Below are 18,894 nucleotides of genomic sequence, written 5' to 3'. Positions count from 1 at the left end.
CACCCCCGTGACAGCCGATGTTCCCTCGGTGAGCCACCGCCTGCGCCGTCCGCCCCTGTGGGTGGGCTTCCTCCTGCTCGGCGGGGCGGTGGCGGTGGCCTGCCTGCTGGCGAGCGGCACCCTGCACGACGCGCTCCTGGCCGTCGTGTCCTGCAGCTGCGCCGTCGCCATCGCCGTCGGCGTCCGCGTCCACCGGCCCGTCCAGCCGCGGGCCTGGTGGGCCATGGCGGCGGGGATGGGGTGCTGGGGCGTCGGCGACGCCTCGTACGTCCTCGTCTACGACGTCCTGGGCTCCCAGGCCTACCCGGCCCCGCCGGACGTGGCGTACCTGCTGGCGTACCCGCTGCTGGGCCTGTCGCTGCTCGGGCTGGCCCGCAAGGCCCGGCCCGGCCGGGACGTCGAGGGCGTCATCGACGCGACGATCCTGGCCGTCGGTGCAGGGCTGCTGAGCTGGGTCTTCCTGCTCGCCCCCGCGCTGCGGGTGCTGTCCGAAGACCCGCTCGGCGGGGCCGTGTCGGCGGCCTACCCCGTCGCGGACGTGTTCGTGCTCGCGATGCTCGTCCGCCTCACGTCGGCGGCGGGCGCCCGCTCGCCGAGCTTCGCGATGCTGTGCGCCGCGGCCGTCAGCATGCTGGTGGCCGACGGGTCCTACCAGGCCGCCTACGCGGCGTCCGGGTACGCGGGCAACGCCTTCGACCCCGCCTGGCTCGTGGCGTACCTGCTCTGGGGCGCCAGCGCCCTGCACCCGTCGATGCGCCGGCTGTCGGACCCCGCCCCGGGTGACACCCGCCGCGACCTCGGCGGCGGCCGGCTCCTGCTGCTGGCCGGGGCCAGCCTCCTGGCCCCGGCGACGCTCACGCTGCAGCTGCTCCTGCAGCAGCACCCCGCCTCGTGGGCCGTGGCGATCACGTCGGCGGTGCTGTTCCTGCTCGTCGTGGCCCGCATGTGGACGCTGCTGCGCCGGTTGCGGGTGCAGGCCGAGCAGCTGAGCGCGCTCGCCCGCACTGACCCCCTCACGGGTCTGCTGAACCGCCGCAGCGCCGACGCCGTCCTGCAGCGCACGTGGACCCGTTGCGCCCAGGACGGTCTCGGCCTCGTCGTCGTGCTCCTCGACCTCGACCACTTCAAGGCCTACAACGACACCCACGGCCACCCCGCGGGGGACCAGCTGCTCGTGGGGGCCGCCCGCGGCTGGGGCGAGGTCCTCGCGGGCACCGGCGCGCACCTGGCCCGCTGGGGCGGGGAGGAGTTCCTCGTCGTGCTCTCCGGGGTGGACCCGTCGACCGTCGACGCGCTCCTGGAGCGGATGCGCGCGGTCGTGCCCGACGGCCGCACGTTCTCGGCCGGTGCGGCCGCGTGGAACCCCCGCACGGGTGCCGACGGGGACCCCGCCGCCGTCGTCGCGGCCGCGGACGAGGCCCTCTACGCCGCCAAGGCCGGCGGCCGGGACCGCACCTGCTGGGCCCCGCAGGCGCCCGGTCCGCAGCTCGCCCCGCCGGTCTCGGCAGCTCTCGCGGTCCCCGCCGTCCCCGCCGTTCCCGCCGCACCGGTGCGCCGATCGGCGGAACCTGCCCCGAGGAGCTGAAGCCGCTCCCCGCGGACGCCGATCGCTGACCGTGGAGTGGTGGCGGCGGAGCGTGCGGGGACTGCGGTCGCCCTGGCGCGCCTACGCGGTCCTCGGCGGGCTCGTCGCCCTCGTCGTGCAGGTCTTTCCGCAGGGCCCCGTCCACGACGGCCTCTTCGTCGTGCTGAGCTGCGGAGCACCGGTCGCCACGGCCGTCGGCGCCCGGCTGCACCGACCGCAGCGCGCCTCGGCGTGGTGGCTGCTCGCCGCCGGCCTGGCGGCGTGGGCGCTCGGCGACGTCAGCTACTGGCTGTGCTGGTGGGTCCTGGACCTGCGGGGCTTCCCCGCGCCCCCCGACGCCTTCTACGTCCTCGCCTACCCCCTGCTGGCCGCGGCGCTGCTGCGGCTGGCCCGGCAGGCCCGTCCCGACCGGGACGTGGAGGGCAGCATCGACGCCGCCATCCTCGTCGTCGGCTGCGGCCTGCTCTCCTGGACGTTCCTCATCGCCCCGACCCTCGCCGGTTTCGGCGCGGACCCCGCGGGCGCCGCGGTCTCCCTCGCCTACCCCCTCGGCGACATCGTGGTCCTCGGCGCCCTCGTCCGGGTCTTCGCCGCCGCCGGCCACCGCTCCGCCGCGTTCCGGCTGCTGGCCGGGGCGGCCGTCGTCATGCTCGTGGCCGACTCCTTCTACCAGTACGCCACCTCCTTCGGGTCCTACGACGGCTCCGGGTTCGACTGGCTCTGGCAGGTGTCCTACGTCCTGTGGGGCTGCGCCGCGCTGCACCCCTCGATGCGGCGCCTGTCCGACCCCGCCCCGACGTCCGGGTCCACGGAGTTCTCCGCCGGACGGCTGCTCGTCCTCACGGGGGCCAGCCTGCTGGCGCCCGCCACGCTCGCGCTGCAGCTGCTGCTCGGCCAGACCCCGCAGGGCTGGGCCGTCGTCGCCGGTTCGACCGTCCTGTTCCTGCTCGTGGTCCTGCGGATGCACGCCCTGGTCCGCCGCGTCCGCGCCCAGGCCGTCCTGCTCGAGGACCTCGCGCGCACGGACCCGCTGACCGGCCTGCTCAACCGGCGCAGCGCCGACGCCGAGCTGCGCCGCCTGCGCGACCGGGCCGAGCTCGACGGGACGGACCTCGTCGTCGCCCTGCTCGACCTCGACCGGTTCAAGGTCTACAACGACACCCACGGCCACCCCGCGGGGGACCGCCTGCTCGTGGGGGCGGCCACGGCCTGGCGGACGGCGCTCGCCGGCACGGGCGCCGCGCTGGCCCGGTGGGGAGGGGAGGAGTTCGCCGTCCTGGCGGCCGGCCTCCCGCCCGCCGCGGTGGTCGACCTGCTCGCGGACCTGCGCGCCGTCGTCCCCGCGGGGCAGTCGTTCTCGGCGGGTCTGGCGGTGTGGGACGGCGTCGAGACGCCGGACGCGCTGCTGGCCCGCGCCGACACCGCCCTCTACGCGGCCAAGCACGCCGGCCGCGCGTGCACCCGGACGGCCGACCGCGGCGCGGGGTCGGTGCACCCCACCGCCTGACGTGTGCGAAGCTGCACGAAACCAGCGACGACGACGTCCGCAGGAGTCCAGATGCACAGCTTCGCCAGCGTCCTCACCGAGCACGCACGGTCCCGCCCCGACGAGGTCGCCGTCCGCCTCGACGACCACGTCCTCACCTGGCGCGCCCTCGACGACGCCACCGCCCGCGTCGCAGCCCTGCTGCGCGCCCAGGGTGTCCAGCGGGGGGACCGGGTGGCCCTCATCGCCCCCAACGTCCCGCACTTCCCGGTGCTGTACCACGGCATCCTGCGCGCCGGCGGGGTCGTGGTGCCGATGAACCCGCTCCTGCGGGGCCGGGAGGTGAACCACCACTTCACCGACTCCGGGGCCGTCCTGGCCCTCGTCTGGCACGCCGTCTCCGAGGCCGCGCACGCCGGGGCGGTGGGCACCCCGACGCGGGTCGTGGAGGTCGAACCGTCGGCGACGTCGGCGCTGCTCGCCGGGGTGGAACCCGACCCCGCCGCCGACGTCGACCCCGACCCGCAGGACACCGCGGTCATCCTCTACACCTCGGGGACGACGGGGGCTCCCAAGGGCGCCGAGCTGACCCACCACAACCTCCTCAGCAACGCGGTGACGTCGCAGGAGTCCCTCGTGAAGATGGGGGAGGGCGACGTCATCCTCGGCGCGCTCCCGCTGTTCCACGCCTTCGGCCAGACGTGCGCCATGAACACCGCGCTCGTGGCGGGGCGGACCATGACCCTGCTGCCGCGGTTCACCGCCGAGGCGGCGCTCGCCGTCGTCGAACGCGACCGCGTCACCCACTTCGCGGGCGTCCCGACCATGTACGTGGCGATGCTCAACGAACCCACCGCGGCGCAGCGGGACCTGTCCTCGTGGCGGTCCAGCGTCTCCGGCGGGGCGTCGCTGCCCGTGGAGGTGCTGCGGGGTTTCGAGGAGAAGTACGGCGTGGTCATCCTCGAGGGCTACGGGCTGAGCGAGACCTCACCCGTCGCCTCCTTCAACCTCCCGGACGTGCCGCGCAAACCCGGCACGATCGGCGTCCCCGTCCGCGGGTGCGAGATGGACCTGCGCTCCGCCGACGGTTCCCCCGTCGCGCCGGGGGAGGTCGGCGAGATCGTCATCAAGGGCGAGAACGTCATGAAGGGCTACTGGCGCAACGAGGCCGCGACGGCGCAGGCGATCACCGACGGCTGGTTCCGCAGCGGCGACCTCGCCACCCGCGACGCCGACGGCTACTACACGATCGTCGACCGCGCCAAGGACATGATCGACCGCGGCGGGTACAACGTGTACCCCCGCGAGGTCGAGGAGGTCCTCTACGAGCACCCGGCCGTCGAGCAGGCGGCCGTCGTGGGTTTCCCCGACCCCCTCGTGGGCGAGGAGATCGGGGCGGCGGTGGTCCTCAAGCAGGGGGCGAGCGCCACTCCGGAGGAACTGCAGCAGCACGTCAAGGCACAGCTCGCCGCGTACAAGTACCCGCGGCGGGTCTGGATCGTGTCGGAACTCCCCAAGGGTCCCACCGGCAAGATCCTCAAACGAGAGATCACACCCCCTGCACGGACGGAGGACACCCCGGCATGAGCACCCCCCAGCACGCGAGCACGAGCACGAGCAGCGACAAGGTCCCCACGGGCGTCGACTACTACGAGATCGCCGCGGACCTGACCGACGCCGAACGCGAGGTGTGGGCCACCGTCCGCTCCTTCGTCGACGAGAAGGTGATCCCCGTCGCCGGCGGCTACTGGGAACGCGCCGAGATGCCCATGGAACTGCTCAAGGAGTACGGGCAGCTCAACCTCGTGGGCGACGGCCTGGAGGGTCCCGGCGTCCCGCGCCTGAGCCACACCGCCGCCGGCCTCGTGACCATGGAGCTGTCCCGCGGCGACGGCAGCTTCGCCACCATGCTGGGGGTCCAGGCCGGTCTGGCCATGCGCTCCATCGAGTTCCTGGGGTCGCAGGAGCAGAAGGAGCGGTGGCTGCCGCCGATGGCTCGCCTGGAGGTCCTCGGCGCGTTCGGGCTCACAGAACCCGACCACGGCTCCGACGCCGTCGCGCTGGGCACGACGGCCCGCAAGGACGGCGACGAGTACGTCCTGGACGGCGCCAAGCGCTGGATCGGCTTCGGGACCGTCTGCGACGTGTGCGTGGTCTGGGCCCGCGGCGAGGACGGTCAGGTGCAGGGGTTCCTCGTCGAACGCGGCACCCCCGGGTACGAGGCCACCGTCATCGAGGGCAAGGCGTCCCTGCGCGCCATCCACAACGCCGCCATCACGCTGACCGGCGTCCGGGTGCCCGCGGAGAACAAGCTGCCCGCTGCGCGCAGCTTCCGTGACACCGGCCGCGTCCTGTCCGCGACCCGCGCCGGCATCGCCTGGGGCGCGCTCGGGCACGCGACGGCCGCCTACGAGACGGCGCTGGCCTACTCCCTGGAGCGCAAGCAGTTCGGGCAGCCGCTGGCGAGCTTCCAGCTCGTCCAGGACAAGCTCGTCCAGATGCTCGCCGAGGTCACGGCCATGCAGCTGTTCTGCCTGCGGGTGGGCAAGCTCGCCGACGCCGGCCGCCTCACCGACACCCAGGCCTCCCTGGCCAAGGTCAACGCGACCCGCAAGGCTCGCGCCGTGACGGCGATGGCCCGCGACCTGCTGGGCGGCAACGGGATCCTGCTGGAGCACCGCGTCGCGCGGCACATGGCCGACGTCGAGGCGCTGCACACCTACGAGGGCACGGAGTCGATCCAGACCCTCATCGTGGGACGCCACCTCACCGGGGTCTCCAGCTTCACCTGACCCCCTCCCGGGCCGCCCGCACCCCGCGCGGAAAACACTCTTTCCGCCCTCGGAACACGTGTTCCGAGGGCGGAAAGAGTGTTTTCCGCCCCGGGGGAGGGGCGGCAGGAACGGGCGGGACCGGCTGCGCGGGAGAGGTGCCACCGCGCAGCCGGCCGTCGGGGGTCGGGCCCGGTGGGGCCTCAGTGGAAGCGGCGTCCGGTGACCCGCTCGCTCGCGCCGACCCGGTCCAGGTACGGCGTGACCCCGCCCGTGAACAGCGGGTGCCCGGTCCCCAGGACGAGGCACACGTCGACGTCCTCCGGACCGGCGACGACGCCCTCGTCCAGCACGCGGCGGATCTCGTCGGCCAAGGCGTCCTGCACGCGGTGCAGGACCTCCTCGCGCGTCAGGGGGGAGTTCCCCCCCTGGAACAGGCCCTCGTGGGCGCCGGTCAGCGCGACCGGCCCCTTGGGGGTGACGAGTTCCGGTCCGCTCGCCTCGACCCAGCGCCGCAGGTTGTCCGAGACCGTGTAGCGGTCGGGGAACGCGGCGGCCAGCGTCTCGTGCACGTGGAGCATGACGGCCGGGCCGACGAAGTGCCCGAGGCGGAACGGCGTCATCGGCAGACCGAGCTCGTCGAGGCTGTGCTCGACGTCCAGCAGCGGGGTGCCCGCGTCGACGGCCTTGACGACCTCGTCGAACATCCGCGTCGAGATCCGGTTCACGACGAACGCCGGCGCGTCCTGCACCAGGACGCAGGTCTTCTTCAGCTTGCGGCCCACCGCGAACGCCGTCGCCAGCGCGACGTCGTCCGTCGTCGGGGTCCGCACCACCTCGACGAGGGGCAGGACGGCGACGGGGTTGAAGAAGTGGAACCCGACGAACCGCTCGGGGTTCTTCAGCACCGACGCCATCTCGGTGACCGACAGGGAACTGGTGTTCGTCGCGACGACGGCGTCCTCGCGCAGCAGGGGTTCCAGCTCCCGGAGCACCTCCTGCTTGACCGACAGCTCCTCGAAGACGGCCTCGATGACGAAGTCGCAGTCGGCCAGCGCGGACTTCTCCACCGACCCCGACACCGACGCCGACAGGCGGTTGGCCGTGTCGGAGGTGATGCGGCCCTTGGCGAGGAGGTCCTGGACGCCCTGGCGGACGACAGCGACGCCCTTCTCGACCCGCTCGGCCGAGACGTCGGTGAGGACGACGGGCACCTGCAGGCGGTGCAGGAACAGCAGGGCCAGCTGGGAGGCCATGAGCCCTGCGCCGACGACCCCGACGGAGGTGACCTTGCGCGGGTCCACCTGCGGGGCGCCGGTCGGCTTGCGGCCGTAGCGCTGCACGAGGTCGAAGGCGTACAGCCCGGCCTTGAGCTCGGGGGAGATCCCGAGGTCGGCCAGCGCCTGGTCCTCGGCGGTGAAGTGGGTGTCCCGGTCGTTCGTCCGCGCGGCCTCGAGGAGGTCGAGCGTCCGGTACGGCGCGGGGGCGGCCCCGTGCACGCGGGCGTCGGCCACGGCCCGGCCCCGGGCGACGGCCGCGGTCCAGGTGGCCTCGTCGGCCGGTTCGGCGCGGTCCACGCTCGCCTCACCCGCGAGGACCGTCCCGGCCCAGCGCAGCGACTGCACGAGGAAGTCGGCCGGGGCGAAGAGGGCGTCGGCGATCCCGGCCTCGAAGGCCTGCGGACCGGACAGCGTCTTGTTGCTCGCCAGCGCGTTCTCGATCGCGACCTTCACCGCGACGTCCGGACCGGCGAGCCGGGGGAGCAGGTAGGTGCCGCCCCAGCCGGGGACCAGGCCGAGGTAGGCCTCGGGCAGGCCGATGCCGCGCACGGCGACGGAGATCGTCCGGTACGAGCAGTGCAGCGCCGTCTCCAGCCCGCCGCCGAGGGCGAGGCCGTTGACGAACGCGAACGTCGGGACGCCCACGTCGGCGAACCGGCGCAGGACGCGGTGGCCGAGGGCACCGACGGCGCGGCTGTCCTCGAGGTCGCCGATGTTCGCGACGGCCTTGAGGTCGGCGCCGGCGCAGAACACGTGGTTCACCCCGGTGACGCCGATCGCGACGACACCCTCCTCGCGGACGAGGCGCTCGGCGACGTCGAGCGCCGCGTCGAGGTCGCCCAGCCCGGGCTGGCCGAGGACGAACGGCCGGCGCGGGTCACCGGAGTCGAGCGTGAGCAGCGCCATCGTGCCGGGCTTCGTGCCACCGGGGGTGCGGGGCAGGTCCAGGGTGCGGACGTGGACGGTCATCGGGCAGCCGTCCCCTCGTGCGCGAAACCTTCCCAGGCCGGGTTCTCCCAGACGACCGAACCGCCCTGGCCCAGCCCCACGCACATCGCGGTGAGGCCGTAGCGGACCTCGGGGTGCTCGGAGAACTGGCGCGCGAGCTGCGTCATGAGGCGCACCCCCGACGCCGCGAGCGGGTGGCCGATCGCGATGGCGCCGCCGTAGAGGTTCACGCGCGGGTCGTCGTCGGCGATGCCGAAGTGGTCCAGGAAGCTGAGGACCTGGACGGCGAACGCCTCGTTGAGCTCGAACAGGCCGATGTCGTCGATGGTCAACCCGCTGCGCTGCAGCACCTTCTCGGTGGAGGGGATCGGGCCCAGGCCCATGACCTCCGGTTCGACACCGGCGAAGCCGAAGCCGACGAGCCGCATCTTCGGGGTGAGCCCGAGCTCGGCGGCGACGTCCTCGGCGGCCAGGACGCACGCGGTGGCGCCGTCGGTCAGCGGCGAGGCGTTGCCGGCCGTGACGCGCCCGTGCGGGCGGAACGGCGTGCGCAGGTTCGCCAGCCCCTCCAGCGTCGTACCGGGCCGGGCGAGCTCGTCCGCCGTCGCCAGGCCCCAGCCGAGCTCGGCGCTCGCGGACGCCACGGGGACCAGGTCGGCCTCGACCTGCCCGTTCGCGACGGCCTTGGCGAACTTCTCCTGGCTCGCGACGGCGAACGCGTCGGCGCGTTCCTTCGTCAGCTCCGGGAACCGGTCGTGCAGGGCCTCGGCCGTCTTGCCCATGTCGAGGGCGTCGGGGGAGACGATGCGCTCGGTGAGGAAGCGCGGGTTGGGGTCCATGCCGGCCCCGAGCGGGTGGTGGCCCATGTGCTCGACCCCGCCCGCCAGGGCGACGTCGAGGGCTCCGACGGCGATGGAGGCGGCGCTCGTCGTCACGGCCGTCATCGCGCCGGCGCACCAGCGGTCGATGGCGTACCCGGGCGTCGTCACCGGCAGGCCGGCGAGCAGGGCTGCGCTGCGGCCGAGGACCAGGCCCTGGTCGCCGGACTGGGTGGCCGCCGCGACGGCGACCTCCTCGATCCGCTCCGGCGGCAGGGACGGGTTGCGGCGCAGCAGCTCGCGCAGGCAGGCGACCACGAGGTCGTCGGCCCGGGTCTGGGCGTGGATGCCGTCGGGACGGGCCTTGCCGAACGGGGTGCGGACGCCGTCGGCGAAGACGACGCTCCGTCCGGGGGCGGGCGTGTGGACCACAGGACCTCCTCGTCGCGGGTGTGTACGACGACACCGTACGCGCCACCGGAGGTAAGCGGTACCGCCGGTGCCGGGTACTCACCCGCAGGGGTCACCGCGGCCCGCCCCGCCCGGGTGGACCACCCGGGCGGGGGAGGGCTCCGTCGGCGAGTCGATCAGGAGGGGTCGCCGAAGTCCGGCACGGGCAGCCGGACCCCGCCCTGCTTCGCCGACTCGTTCGCGACGATCCCCGGGACGGTGAAGCGGGCCGCGACCCAGGCGTTGACCGGCGGGTGGACGCCGTCCCGGACCGCCACGACGAAGTCGTCGGCCAGGAAGTGGTGCGCGCCCTCGTGACCGTTGGGCGCCCCCTCGAACTCCTTCGGCAGCCGGCTGCGGTCGTGCACCTTGGCGGTGCCGGAGCGGAAGCTGCTCAGCAGGCCGGGGTCGATGTCCGAGAGGTCCTCGGCCGCCTCGGCGAGCTCCCCGGCCCGGACCTCGTCGCTGATGTCGACGGTCCGGCCCTTGTGGTAGTCCTCGCCGTCGGTCTTGAGCGTGACGACCGTGCTCGTCACGGACTGCTCCATGACCTGCTCGGTGCCGTAGAACCGGAACCGCGACTCCGGCCCGCTCCAGTACCCGACCCGGCGGAACTCGTTCGTCCGCATGACGCCGCCGTCGGCCAGTTCGAACAACGCCGACATGTTGGAGAAGTCGTTGCCCCAGCGGGAGACGGCCGTGTCGAAGACCCCGTCGCCACGGGTGTCGCTGATCCCGGTGCAGCTCACGCTCACGGCGTGCGTCGGCCAGGCGCCCAGCACGCCGCCGATGGCGTGGGTCGGGTAGAGCATGGGCGGGTAGCTGGCGGTCTCCTTCCAGTCCTCCCCGCCGCTGTACTGGTAGGCGGCGTAGAACCCGTTGTCCATGTCGTGGACGTAGTCGCCCTCGCCGTAGAACACGCGGCCGAACTCACCCGTGGCGATGTGGTCGCGGGCCCAGACGGTGACGGGGTTGTAGTAGCTCGTCTCGCCCATCATGTAGGTGAGCCCGGTCTCGCGGACCTTCGCGACGATGGCCTCGACCTCGTCGACGGCGCTCGCCATCGGGACGGCGGAGTACACGTGCTTGCCGGCCTCGAGCGCCTGCAGCACCAGGGGGCCGTGCGACCAGCGCTGCGTCATGATCGCGACGGCGTCCACGTCGGAGGCCAGGGCGTCCTCGAAGCTGTCGAAGGACCCCGCCAGGCCGTGGTTCTCGACGTGCTGCCGGGCCCGTTCGGGGACGAGGTCGGTGACCCAGACCTCCTCGACGTCGGGGTGCAGCTGCCACAGGGTGATGAAGCTGCGGGCGAACTGGCCGGTGCCGATGACAGCGATCTTCACGGGACTCTCCTGCGAGTCGAGGGTGCGACGGGGGGACTTCACCAGAAATCTACACGAGTCAACTCGTCCGCGCCGGGTCCACCGGGCCCGGGACGCAGGACGGCCCGGACCTCGCGGGAGGTCCGGGCCGTCGTGTGTCGTGCGGTGTGTCGTGCGGTGTGTCGTGCGGTGGGTCAGGCGGTGGGTCAGGCGGTGGGTCAGGCGGTGGGTCAGGCGGTGAGCCCGCGGGTCGGGCGGAGCAGCTTGATGACGAGCAGGGCGCTCGCGACGATCGTCATGAAGGCGAGCGAGCGCCAGCCGACGGTGAGCACGACGCGCTGGAACTCGACACTGGCCTGCGTCAGCCAGTACCAGGCGCCGACCGAGGAGACGACGACCGAACCGACGATCGTGCCGAGCAGGGCGCCGGCGCCGCCGCCGGAACGCTTGCCCGCCTCGGCCGCGGCCTGGGCGGCCCACAGGTCGCGACGGGTGCCGAGCAGGTGCGTCACCCAGGACTTGGCGGTGTTCCAGCCCGAGAACCACAGCCACGCCTCACCCGGCAGCCAGAGCGCGGCGAACAGGTAGTCGGCGCCGCGGCGGTGGGGGGACAGGTGCGCCATCTTCAGCTGGTAGAGCGCCGCGAGGGCGGTCGGGGTGATCCACCACCAGGACCACACGAACTGGTGGGTGGAGACCGAGGCGGCGAGCAGGGCGACGAAGGCCAGGCGCATGAAGACGTTCAGGCCCAGGCCGAGGTGCTGCAGCCAGAACGGCAGCGTGCGCTTGGACAGCGGCATGCTCGTCATGAGGGCGATGAGGCCGGCGTTCCACTTGGCGCGCTGACCGGACAGGGCGCGCACGGTCGGCATGGCGCCGACCTGGGCGCGGGCGGTGGCCGACATGACCGTCGTCCAGCCCATCTCCTGCAGCTCCAGGCCGAGCTGGGCGTCCTCGGTCGCGGTCTCGTTCGTCCAGGGGGCCGCACGGCGGTGGCGGCGGGTCACCTCGTCGATGGCCGAGAACCGGAACGCCGAGCACTGGCCGCCGACGATCGTGGTCCGGCGGGCGCGCTCGTTGGCGCGGACCTGGAACTGGGTGAAGTCCATCTTCTGCGCCCGGACGAGCTGGCGGTTGAACCAGCCGCCCTGGCCCTCGGCGAAGTGGTACTTGGCCGAGACGGCCGCGGCGCTGGGGGTCTTGAGCAGCTCGGCCTCGAGGTCGGCGAGGCAGTCGGGGTCCAGGACGACGTCGGCGTCCATGCTCACCATGACGTCGAACGCGCCGCCGGCGAGGAACTCTGCGTAGCCGGTGGCGAGGGCGCCGACCTTGGCGTCGGTGTTGCCCTCGGTCTCGATGACCTTGACCCCGCGGTAGCGACGGGCGATCTTCACGGTGTCGTCGGTGCAGTTGTCCGCGACCACGACGATGAGGTCGGGGGTGCGGGTCTGGGCCATGAGGGAGTCGAGGCAGGCCTCGATGTCCGACTCCTCGTTGTGCGCCGGCAGGAGGACGGCCATCTTCGCGATGCGTCGGGTGGCGGGGCGGTACCGCAGGCGGTGGATCGTGACCTCGAGCGCGCGGCGGGCGTTCACGGCCGTGTCGGCGAGCCGCTCGGCGAAGCCGGAGCGGGGGGCGGGGATGCTCGTCCGGGGCAGGACGGTCCCCTCGACGATGCGCGGCTCGGGCTGGACGAGGAGCGGGGCGAGGTCTTGAACGGCCATGGGGCTGCCTCCGTGGGCGGGGCTCGGGCTGGGCGGTGCGGTGCGGTGGGGCTTGTCAGTGACGTTAGGTAGCCGATTGCTCCCCCAACAGCTCCGTTCCGCCGCTAGGGGTAACGCTGTGCTCATCTACCGACCGAGTGGACCCGCCCTCATCACTCCCGGTGACGAAAGGTCACGGGGTTCGTCGCTCCCTGTCACGCAGCGTCGTCGTCCCTGACCGGGGCGCGTCGGGGTGCGGCGAACGGGGAAGCCCGGCGGGACGACGCCGGTTACCATGGGCGCACAGGCGTCGATCCGGCCATCACCGGTGAGCCTCCGGAAGAACGGGTGCCCCCGGGCGCCTCACTAGAACCGGACGGGTGCGGCCCGTGACAGCCGGACGAGAGCGGTCGCTCCGCTCTCCCCCGCGGGGGAGGGTGCGGGCGGCAAGCGGGGTGGTACCGCGGCACCGCCGGCCCCGGCGGGCGTCGTCCTCGCGGCTGGAGCAGTTCAGTCGAGGAGACACGGTGTCCGAGGACGTGACGGAAGCCCCCCAGACCGGCGAGGTCGCCGCAACCGCCGAGACGGCGAGCGGCCCCAGCTTCCCCGAGATCGAGCGCACCGTCCTCGACTCCTGGGCCCGCGACGACACCTTCCGCGCCAGCGTCGAGGCCCGCAAGGGCTCCGCGGCCGGGGAGTTCGTCTTCTACGACGGCCCGCCGTTCGCCAACGGCCTGCCGCACTACGGCCACCTGCTGACGGGGTACGTCAAGGACCTCGTGCCGCGCTACAAGACGATGCGCGGTCACCAGGTCGAGCGCCGCTTCGGCTGGGACACCCACGGCCTGCCCGCCGAGGTCGAGGCCGAGAAGCAGCTCGGCATCACCCACAAGTCCGAGATCGACGCCCTCGGCGTCGCGGCCTTCAACGACGCCTGCCGCACCTCCGTGCTCAAGTACACGAAGGAGTGGGAGGAGTACGTGACCCGGCAGGCGCGCTGGGTCGACTTCGACAACGACTACAAGACCCTCGACACCGACTACATGGAGTCGGTCATGTGGGCCTTCAAGACCTTGTGGGACAAGGGTCTGGTCTACGAGGGGTTCCGCGTCCTGGCGTACTGCTGGCGTTGCGAGACGCCGCTCAGCAACTCCGAGACGCGCCTGGACGACGTCTACCGCAACCGCCAGGACCCCGCCGTGACCGTCGGGTTCCGGTTCGCGGACGCCGGTGACGACCTCGACGGCGTCCTCGGGCTCGTCTGGACGACGACGCCGTGGACGCTGCCCAGCAACCTCGCGATGGCCGTCCACCCGGACCTGGAGTACGTCGTCGTCACGGGCACGGGCGACCACAAGGGCCGCAAGTTCCTGCTCGCCGCCGAGCGGCTGGGCCACTACGCCCGCGAACTGGGCGAGGACGCCGCCGACCGCGTCGTCGCCCGCCACCGCGGGGCCGACCTGCTCGGCCGGCGCTACGTCCCGCCGTTCGACTACTTCGAGGGCCGGGAGAACGCCCACCAGGTCCTCGCCGCCGACTACGTCACGACCGACTCCGGCACGGGGATGGTCCACATCGCCCCCGCGTTCGGTGAGGACGACAAGCTCGTCACCGACGCGGCCGGGATCGTCCCCGTCGTCCCCGTCGCCTCGAACGGGACGTTCACGAGCGAGGTCCGCGACTTCGCCGGGATGCACGTGTTCGACGCCAACAAGGAGATCAACCGCGCCCTGCGCGACGGCGTGCCCTCCGGTGCCCTGCTGCTGCGGCTGGAGACGTACGACCACTCCTACCCGCACTGCTGGCGGTGCGGGAACGCGCTCATCTACCGCGCCGTGTCGAGCTGGTTCGTCAAGGTCACGGCGATCCGCGACCGCATGGTCGAGCTCAACGAGCAGATCACGTGGGTTCCCGAGCACGTGCAGCACGGGTCCTTCGGCAAGTGGCTCGAAGGCGCCCGGGACTGGTCGATCAGCCGCAACCGCTACTGGGGCAGCCCGATCCCGGTGTGGACGTCGGACGACCCGGCGTACCCGCGCGTCGACGTCTACGGCTCCCTCGACGACCTCGAACGCGACTTCGGCGTGCGGCCGGCGGACCTGCACCGCCCGTTCGTCGACGAGCTGACGCGGCCCAACCCCGACGACCCGACGGGGCGCTCCACGATGCGCCGCGTCCCGGAGGTCCTCGACTGCTGGTTCGAGTCCGGCTCGATGCCGTTCGCGCAGGTGCACTACCCGTTCGAGAACACCGACTGGTTCGAGAGCCACTACCCGGGCGACTTCATCGTCGAGTACATCGGGCAGACGCGCGGCTGGTTCTACACGCTCCACGTCCTGGCCACGGCGCTGTTCGACCGGCCGGCGTTCCGCACGTGCGTCTCGCACGGGATCCTGCTCGGCGACGACGGCCGCAAGATGAGCAAGTCGCTGCGGAACTACCCGGACGTGTCCGAGGTGCTCGACCGCGACGGCTCGGACGCCATGCGCTGGTTCCTCATGAGTTCCCCCGTGCTGCGTGGCGGGAACCTCATCGTCACCGAGCAGGGCATCCGCGACTCGGTGCGCCAGGTGCTGCTGCCGCTGTGGAACACGTTCCAGTTCTTCCAGCTGTACTCCGGCACGTCCACCCACACCCCGCGGTGGCGCACGACGTCCACCGACGTCCTGGACCGGTACGTGCTGGCCAAGCTGCACGACACCGTCGTGCAGGTGACGGCGCAGCTCGACGGCTACGACATCGCCGGGGCGTGCGAGACCGCGCGGCAGTTCCTGGACTCCCTGACGAACTGGTACGTCCGCCGGTCCCGGTCGGCGTTCTGGGACGGGGAGTCCGACCGGGCCCGCGACGCCTTCGACACCCTCTACACGGTGCTGGAGACGACGACGCGGATGCTCGCGCCGCTGCTGCCGCTGTTCACCGAGGAGATCTGGCGGACGCTCACCGGGGGCCGCTCGGTGCACCTCACCGACTGGCCGGACCCGGTGGACCTGCCGAGCGACCCCGCGCTCGTGGCCGCCATGGACGAGGTGCGCGCCACGTGCTCCAGCGCCCTGGCGCTGCGCAAGGCCAACGGTCTGCGCGTCCGGCTGCCGCTGGAGAAGCTCGAGGTCCTCGTCGCCGACCCGGCCGCGCTGGAACCCTTCGCCCAGCTCGTCGCGGACGAGGTGAACGTGCGGCGGGTCGCCCTGGCGCCGATCGAGCGCGCCACCGAGTACGGCGTCGTCGCCAAGCTGACGGTCAACGCCCGCGCGGCCGGTCCTCGACTGGGCAAGCAGGTCCAGCAGGCCATCAAGGGGTCCAAGAGCGGGGACTGGAGCGAACGCCCCGACGGCACGGTCGTCGCGGGCGGGATCGAACTCGTCGAGGGCGAGTACGAGCTCACGACGACGGTCGAGGGGGCCGACACCGGCGTGGCGACGTCCGCGCTCGACGGCGGGGGTTTCGTCGTCCTCGACACCACGGTGACCCCGGAACTGGCGGCCGAGGGCATCGCCCGCGACGTCGTCCGCCTCGTCCAGCAGGCCCGTCGCGACGCGGGGCTGCACGTCAGCGACCGCATCCGGCTGACGGTGGCCGCGGACGGCCCCGTCTGGGAGGCGATCGTGACGCACCAGAACCTCGTCGTGACCGAGACGCTGGCCCAGCAGTTCGGGTCCAGCGGGTCGGCTTCGGCGGTGAGCCAGGAGGAGGCGACGCTCGTGGGGTCGGTCGAAGGGCACGAGGTGCGCATCGCTGTGCAGCGCGCCGACGAGGTCGGGGGTCAGCGGTGAACCTCCCCGGGGACGACCGGGACCGTGAGCTCGAGGAGCTCATGGGTCCCCTCGGCGACGGCGAGCGGGACGACGGGGACGACACGGGGGAGGCGTTCGGCACCGACGGGATGCGCCGCGGGCGCGTCCCGCAGGACCACCGCGTCCCCCGCGTCACCACCGAGGGTCGCCTGCTGCCGGCCGGGCCGGTCGAGGAGGACGACGAGCGGTTCGAGGCCGTCGTCGAGCTGATCCTCGACCGCAACCCCGAGCACCGGATCCACCCGACCCTGGACCGGGTGCGCGAGGCGTGCGGACTGCTGGGCGACCCGCAGCTGGCCTACCGCGTCGTGCACCTGGCCGGCACGAACGGCAAGACGTCGACGGCGCGCATGGTGGAACGGCTGGTCCGCGAGCACGACCTGCGGACCGGCCGGTTCACGAGCCCGCACCTCGTCGACATCACCGAACGCATCTCGATCGACGGCGACCCGATCTCGCACGCCGCGTTCGTGCGGGCGTGGGACGACGTCGAACCCGTCGTGAGCATCGTCGACGAACGGGCCGCCGAGCGCGGCGACCCGCGCTTGAGCTTCTTCGAGGTGCTGACGCTCATGGCGTTCGCGGCCTTCGCGGACGCCCCCGTCGACGTCGCCGTCATCGAGACCGGGCTCGGCGGGACGTGGGACACGACGAACGTCGTCCAGCCCGACGTCGCCGTCGTCACCCCGGTGTCGATGGACCACGAGACGTGGCTCGGCTCGACGCTGGAGGAGATCGCCGGTCAGAAGGCCGGGATCATCAAGCACGGCTCGACGGTCGTGCTCGGCAAGCAGGAGGAGGAGGCCGGCGCCGTGCTGCTGGCCAAGGCCGCCGCCGAACGCGTCACCGTCGTGCGCGAGGGGTTCGACTTCGGGGTCGAGGAGCGGACCCTCGCCGTCGGGGGGCAGCAGGTCTCGCTGCGCACCCGCGGTGGGGTCTACACGGACGTGTTCCTGCCGTTGCACGGCGCGCACCAGGCGGAGAACGCCGCCGTCGCGTTGCAGACGGCCGAGGCGCTCCTGGCGCTGCCGGGCGGAACGCTGACGCCCGGGCTCGTCGAGACCGCGTTCGGGGACGTCACCTCGCCCGGCCGGCTGGAGGTCCTGCGCACCTCGCCGCTCGTCCTGGCCGACGCCGCGCACAACCCGGCGGGGGCGCAGGCCCTGGCCGCGGCCATCGCCGAGGCGTTCACGCTGAGCCGGCTGGTCGGCGTCGTGGCCGTCATGGGGGACAAGGACGTCGAGGGCGTCCTGCTCGCCCTCGAACCCGTCCTCGCGGAGGTCGTCGTCACCCGCTCGAGCTCCTCGCGCGGGATGGAACCCGGTGAACTGGCCGAGGTGGCCGAGGACGTGTTCGGCGAGGACCGCGTGCACGTCGTCGAACGGCTCGACGAGGCCATCGCCACGGCCGTCGACCTCGCCGAGGCCGAGGCGGGCACGGGCGGTGGCATCGGGGGGTCCGGCGCCGGGGTGGTCATCGCGGGATCGGTCGTCCTCGCCGGCGACGCCCGCGCGTTGCTGGGGAAGGGCAAGCAGTGAGGAACCCGAAGCGGCTCATGGCCGCCACGACCCTCGGCAGCGAGGCGCTGGTCGTGTTCTTCGCGACGCTCGTGGCCTACGGGCTCGTGCCGATGGAGCAGCGCAGTTCCACCTACCTCGTCGTGGGCGGCGTGCTGGTCCTGCTGTGCCTGCTCGCGGCGGGGATGCTGCGTCGCCGCGGCGGGTACGCCCTCGGCTGGGTCCTGCAGGTGGTCATCGTGGCCGGGGGTTTCGTCGTGCCCCTGATGTTCGCCGTCGGCGGGGTGTTCGCCGTCATCTGGATCTGCTCGATCGTCATCGGGACGCGCATCGAGCGGGAGCAGGCCGAGGTGGCCCGGAGGATGGCCCAGGAGTGAGGGGCCGCCCGTGATCGTCCGGGACGTCGTGCCGGCGGACGTCGTCGCCGTGGCCGAGTTCCAGACCCGGACGTGGGACGAGTGCTACGCAGGGCTCGTCCCGGACGCGTACCTGCAGTCCCGACGGGTGCCCGAGCGGGTGGCGGCCTGGACGCAGACGCTGCGGACGGGCGCCCGGGGGTGCGCGCTCGCGCAGGACCCCGGGTCCGGGGAGGTCGTCGGGGTCGTGAGCTGGGTCCCGGGCGACCCGCGCTGGGAACTGCGCAGCCTCTACGTGGCGGCCGAGCACCGCGGCACGGGCGTCGCGGACGCCCTGCTGCTGCGGGCGGTGGGGGACCGGCCCGCCGAGTTGCGGGTGTTCCGCGACAACCTCCGGGCCCGCAGGTTCTACGCTCGGCACGGGTTCACCGTCGTGCCCGGCAGCGATGAGGTCGACGCCGGGACGGGGGTTCCCGAGGTCCGGATGTCCCGGTTCTGACGACGTCCTGGAGGAACCCGCCGTGCGCATCGCCGTCGACCCCACCGCGGCCCAGCCCGCCGAACTCCTCGACCACGACGTGTTCACGTCCTTCGACGTGGCGGTCCCCGCCGGCACGTCCGTGCGCGACCTGGCCGCCGTCCTCGGCCCGGTGGGGGAGCTGGACGCCCCGGGGGACGACGTCGCCGCCGCGCACGTCCGCGTGTCCGTGGCGTGGCTGCGCCGAACCGCGCACGCCGAGGGTGCGGACGCCGGCTGGGACGCGCAGTTCCAGGGGATGCTCGCGTTCGCGCAGAAGCAGGGGTGGGTCGCCGGGGACGGCCCGGACCGGACGGTCAGGGCGCACGTCGTCGTGGAGTAGAAGC

General features: G+C 73.0%; 13 protein-coding genes. 9 read left to right on the top strand and 4 right to left on the bottom strand.

Features of this window, described 5'->3' with window-relative positions; genetic code table 11:
- The first annotated feature begins 28 nt into the window (after positions 1-28).
- From AB0637_RS07810 to AB0637_RS07795, 4 genes are read left to right on the top strand one after another with little or no spacing between them, the layout of a single operon-like run.
- Positions 29-1,585, top strand: a complete 1,557-nt coding sequence (locus AB0637_RS07810; protein WP_366171024.1) for a GGDEF domain-containing protein — start codon at positions 29-31, stop codon at positions 1,583-1,585.
- Between the two features lie 52 nt (positions 1,586-1,637).
- A complete protein-coding gene (locus AB0637_RS07805) occupies positions 1,638-3,092 on the top strand; it encodes a GGDEF domain-containing protein (protein WP_366171022.1) in 1,455 nt (484 codons plus the stop codon).
- 51 nt (positions 3,093-3,143) lie between these two features.
- Positions 3,144-4,658, top strand: coding sequence for a long-chain fatty acid--CoA ligase (locus AB0637_RS07800; protein ID WP_366171020.1), 1,515 nt, complete (start codon positions 3,144-3,146; stop codon positions 4,656-4,658).
- Positions 4,655-5,863 carry an acyl-CoA dehydrogenase family protein gene (locus AB0637_RS07795; protein ID WP_366171018.1) on the top strand — a complete coding sequence of 403 codons (1,209 nt, stop codon included), beginning with the start codon at positions 4,655-4,657 and terminating at the stop codon, positions 5,861-5,863. Before AB0637_RS07800 ends, AB0637_RS07795 begins: the two co-directional genes overlap by 4 nt.
- 182 nt (positions 5,864-6,045) lie before the next feature.
- Here AB0637_RS07795 and AB0637_RS07790 read toward each other — a convergent pair whose 3' ends face one another.
- The 4 genes from AB0637_RS07790 to AB0637_RS07775 all read right to left on the bottom strand — a co-directional run bounded on the left by AB0637_RS07790 (position 6,046) and on the right by AB0637_RS07775 (position 12,384).
- Positions 6,046-8,091 carry a 3-hydroxyacyl-CoA dehydrogenase NAD-binding domain-containing protein gene (locus AB0637_RS07790; protein ID WP_366171016.1) on the bottom strand — a complete coding sequence of 682 codons (2,046 nt, stop codon included), beginning with the start codon at positions 8,089-8,091 and terminating at the stop codon, positions 6,046-6,048.
- Positions 8,088-9,320, bottom strand: a complete 1,233-nt coding sequence (locus AB0637_RS07785; protein WP_366171014.1) for a thiolase family protein — start codon at positions 9,318-9,320, stop codon at positions 8,088-8,090. The genes AB0637_RS07790 and AB0637_RS07785 overlap by 4 nt, the downstream gene beginning before the upstream one ends.
- Before the next feature lie 155 nt (positions 9,321-9,475).
- Positions 9,476-10,681: a Gfo/Idh/MocA family oxidoreductase gene (locus AB0637_RS07780; protein ID WP_366171012.1), complete on the bottom strand. Its 1,206-nt coding sequence runs from the start codon at positions 10,679-10,681 to the stop codon at positions 9,476-9,478.
- 209 nt (positions 10,682-10,890) lie between these two features.
- Positions 10,891-12,384 carry a glycosyltransferase family 2 protein gene (locus AB0637_RS07775; protein WP_366171010.1) on the bottom strand — a complete coding sequence of 498 codons (1,494 nt, stop codon included), beginning with the start codon at positions 12,382-12,384 and terminating at the stop codon, positions 10,891-10,893.
- A gap of 518 nt (positions 12,385-12,902) precedes the next feature.
- Here AB0637_RS07775 and ileS point away from each other — a divergent pair.
- Genes ileS through AB0637_RS07750 form a run of 5 tightly spaced genes read left to right on the top strand, consistent with a single transcriptional unit; the run spans position 12,903 to position 18,890 of the window.
- Positions 12,903-16,136, top strand: coding sequence for an isoleucine--tRNA ligase (gene ileS / locus AB0637_RS07770; RefSeq protein WP_366171093.1), 3,234 nt, complete (start codon positions 12,903-12,905; stop codon positions 16,134-16,136).
- 41 nt (positions 16,137-16,177) lie between these two features.
- The gene (locus AB0637_RS07765) at positions 16,178-17,695 is read left to right on the top strand and encodes a folylpolyglutamate synthase/dihydrofolate synthase family protein (RefSeq protein WP_366171091.1); all 1,518 of its coding nucleotides are present in this window, start codon (positions 16,178-16,180) and stop codon (positions 17,693-17,695) included.
- The gene (locus AB0637_RS07760; RefSeq protein ID WP_366171008.1) at positions 17,692-18,051 is read left to right on the top strand and encodes a DUF4233 domain-containing protein; all 360 of its coding nucleotides are present in this window, start codon (positions 17,692-17,694) and stop codon (positions 18,049-18,051) included. The genes AB0637_RS07765 and AB0637_RS07760 overlap by 4 nt, the downstream gene beginning before the upstream one ends.
- 10 nt (positions 18,052-18,061) lie before the next feature.
- A complete protein-coding gene (locus AB0637_RS07755) occupies positions 18,062-18,529 on the top strand; it encodes a GNAT family N-acetyltransferase (RefSeq protein ID WP_366171006.1) in 468 nt (155 codons plus the stop codon).
- Positions 18,530-18,551: 22 nt separating this feature from the next.
- Entirely contained in the window at positions 18,552-18,890 is a 339-nt protein-coding gene (locus AB0637_RS07750) for a hypothetical protein (RefSeq protein WP_366171004.1), read from the top strand.
- The last annotated feature ends 4 nt before the right edge of the window (positions 18,891-18,894 follow it).

Source organism: Kineococcus sp. NPDC059986, assembly GCF_040702905.1.
Taxonomy (GTDB): domain Bacteria; phylum Actinomycetota; class Actinomycetes; order Actinomycetales; family Kineococcaceae; genus Kineococcus.
Note: the sequence above shows the minus strand (reverse complement) of the source record. Positions and strands in the feature narration are given on the sequence as shown.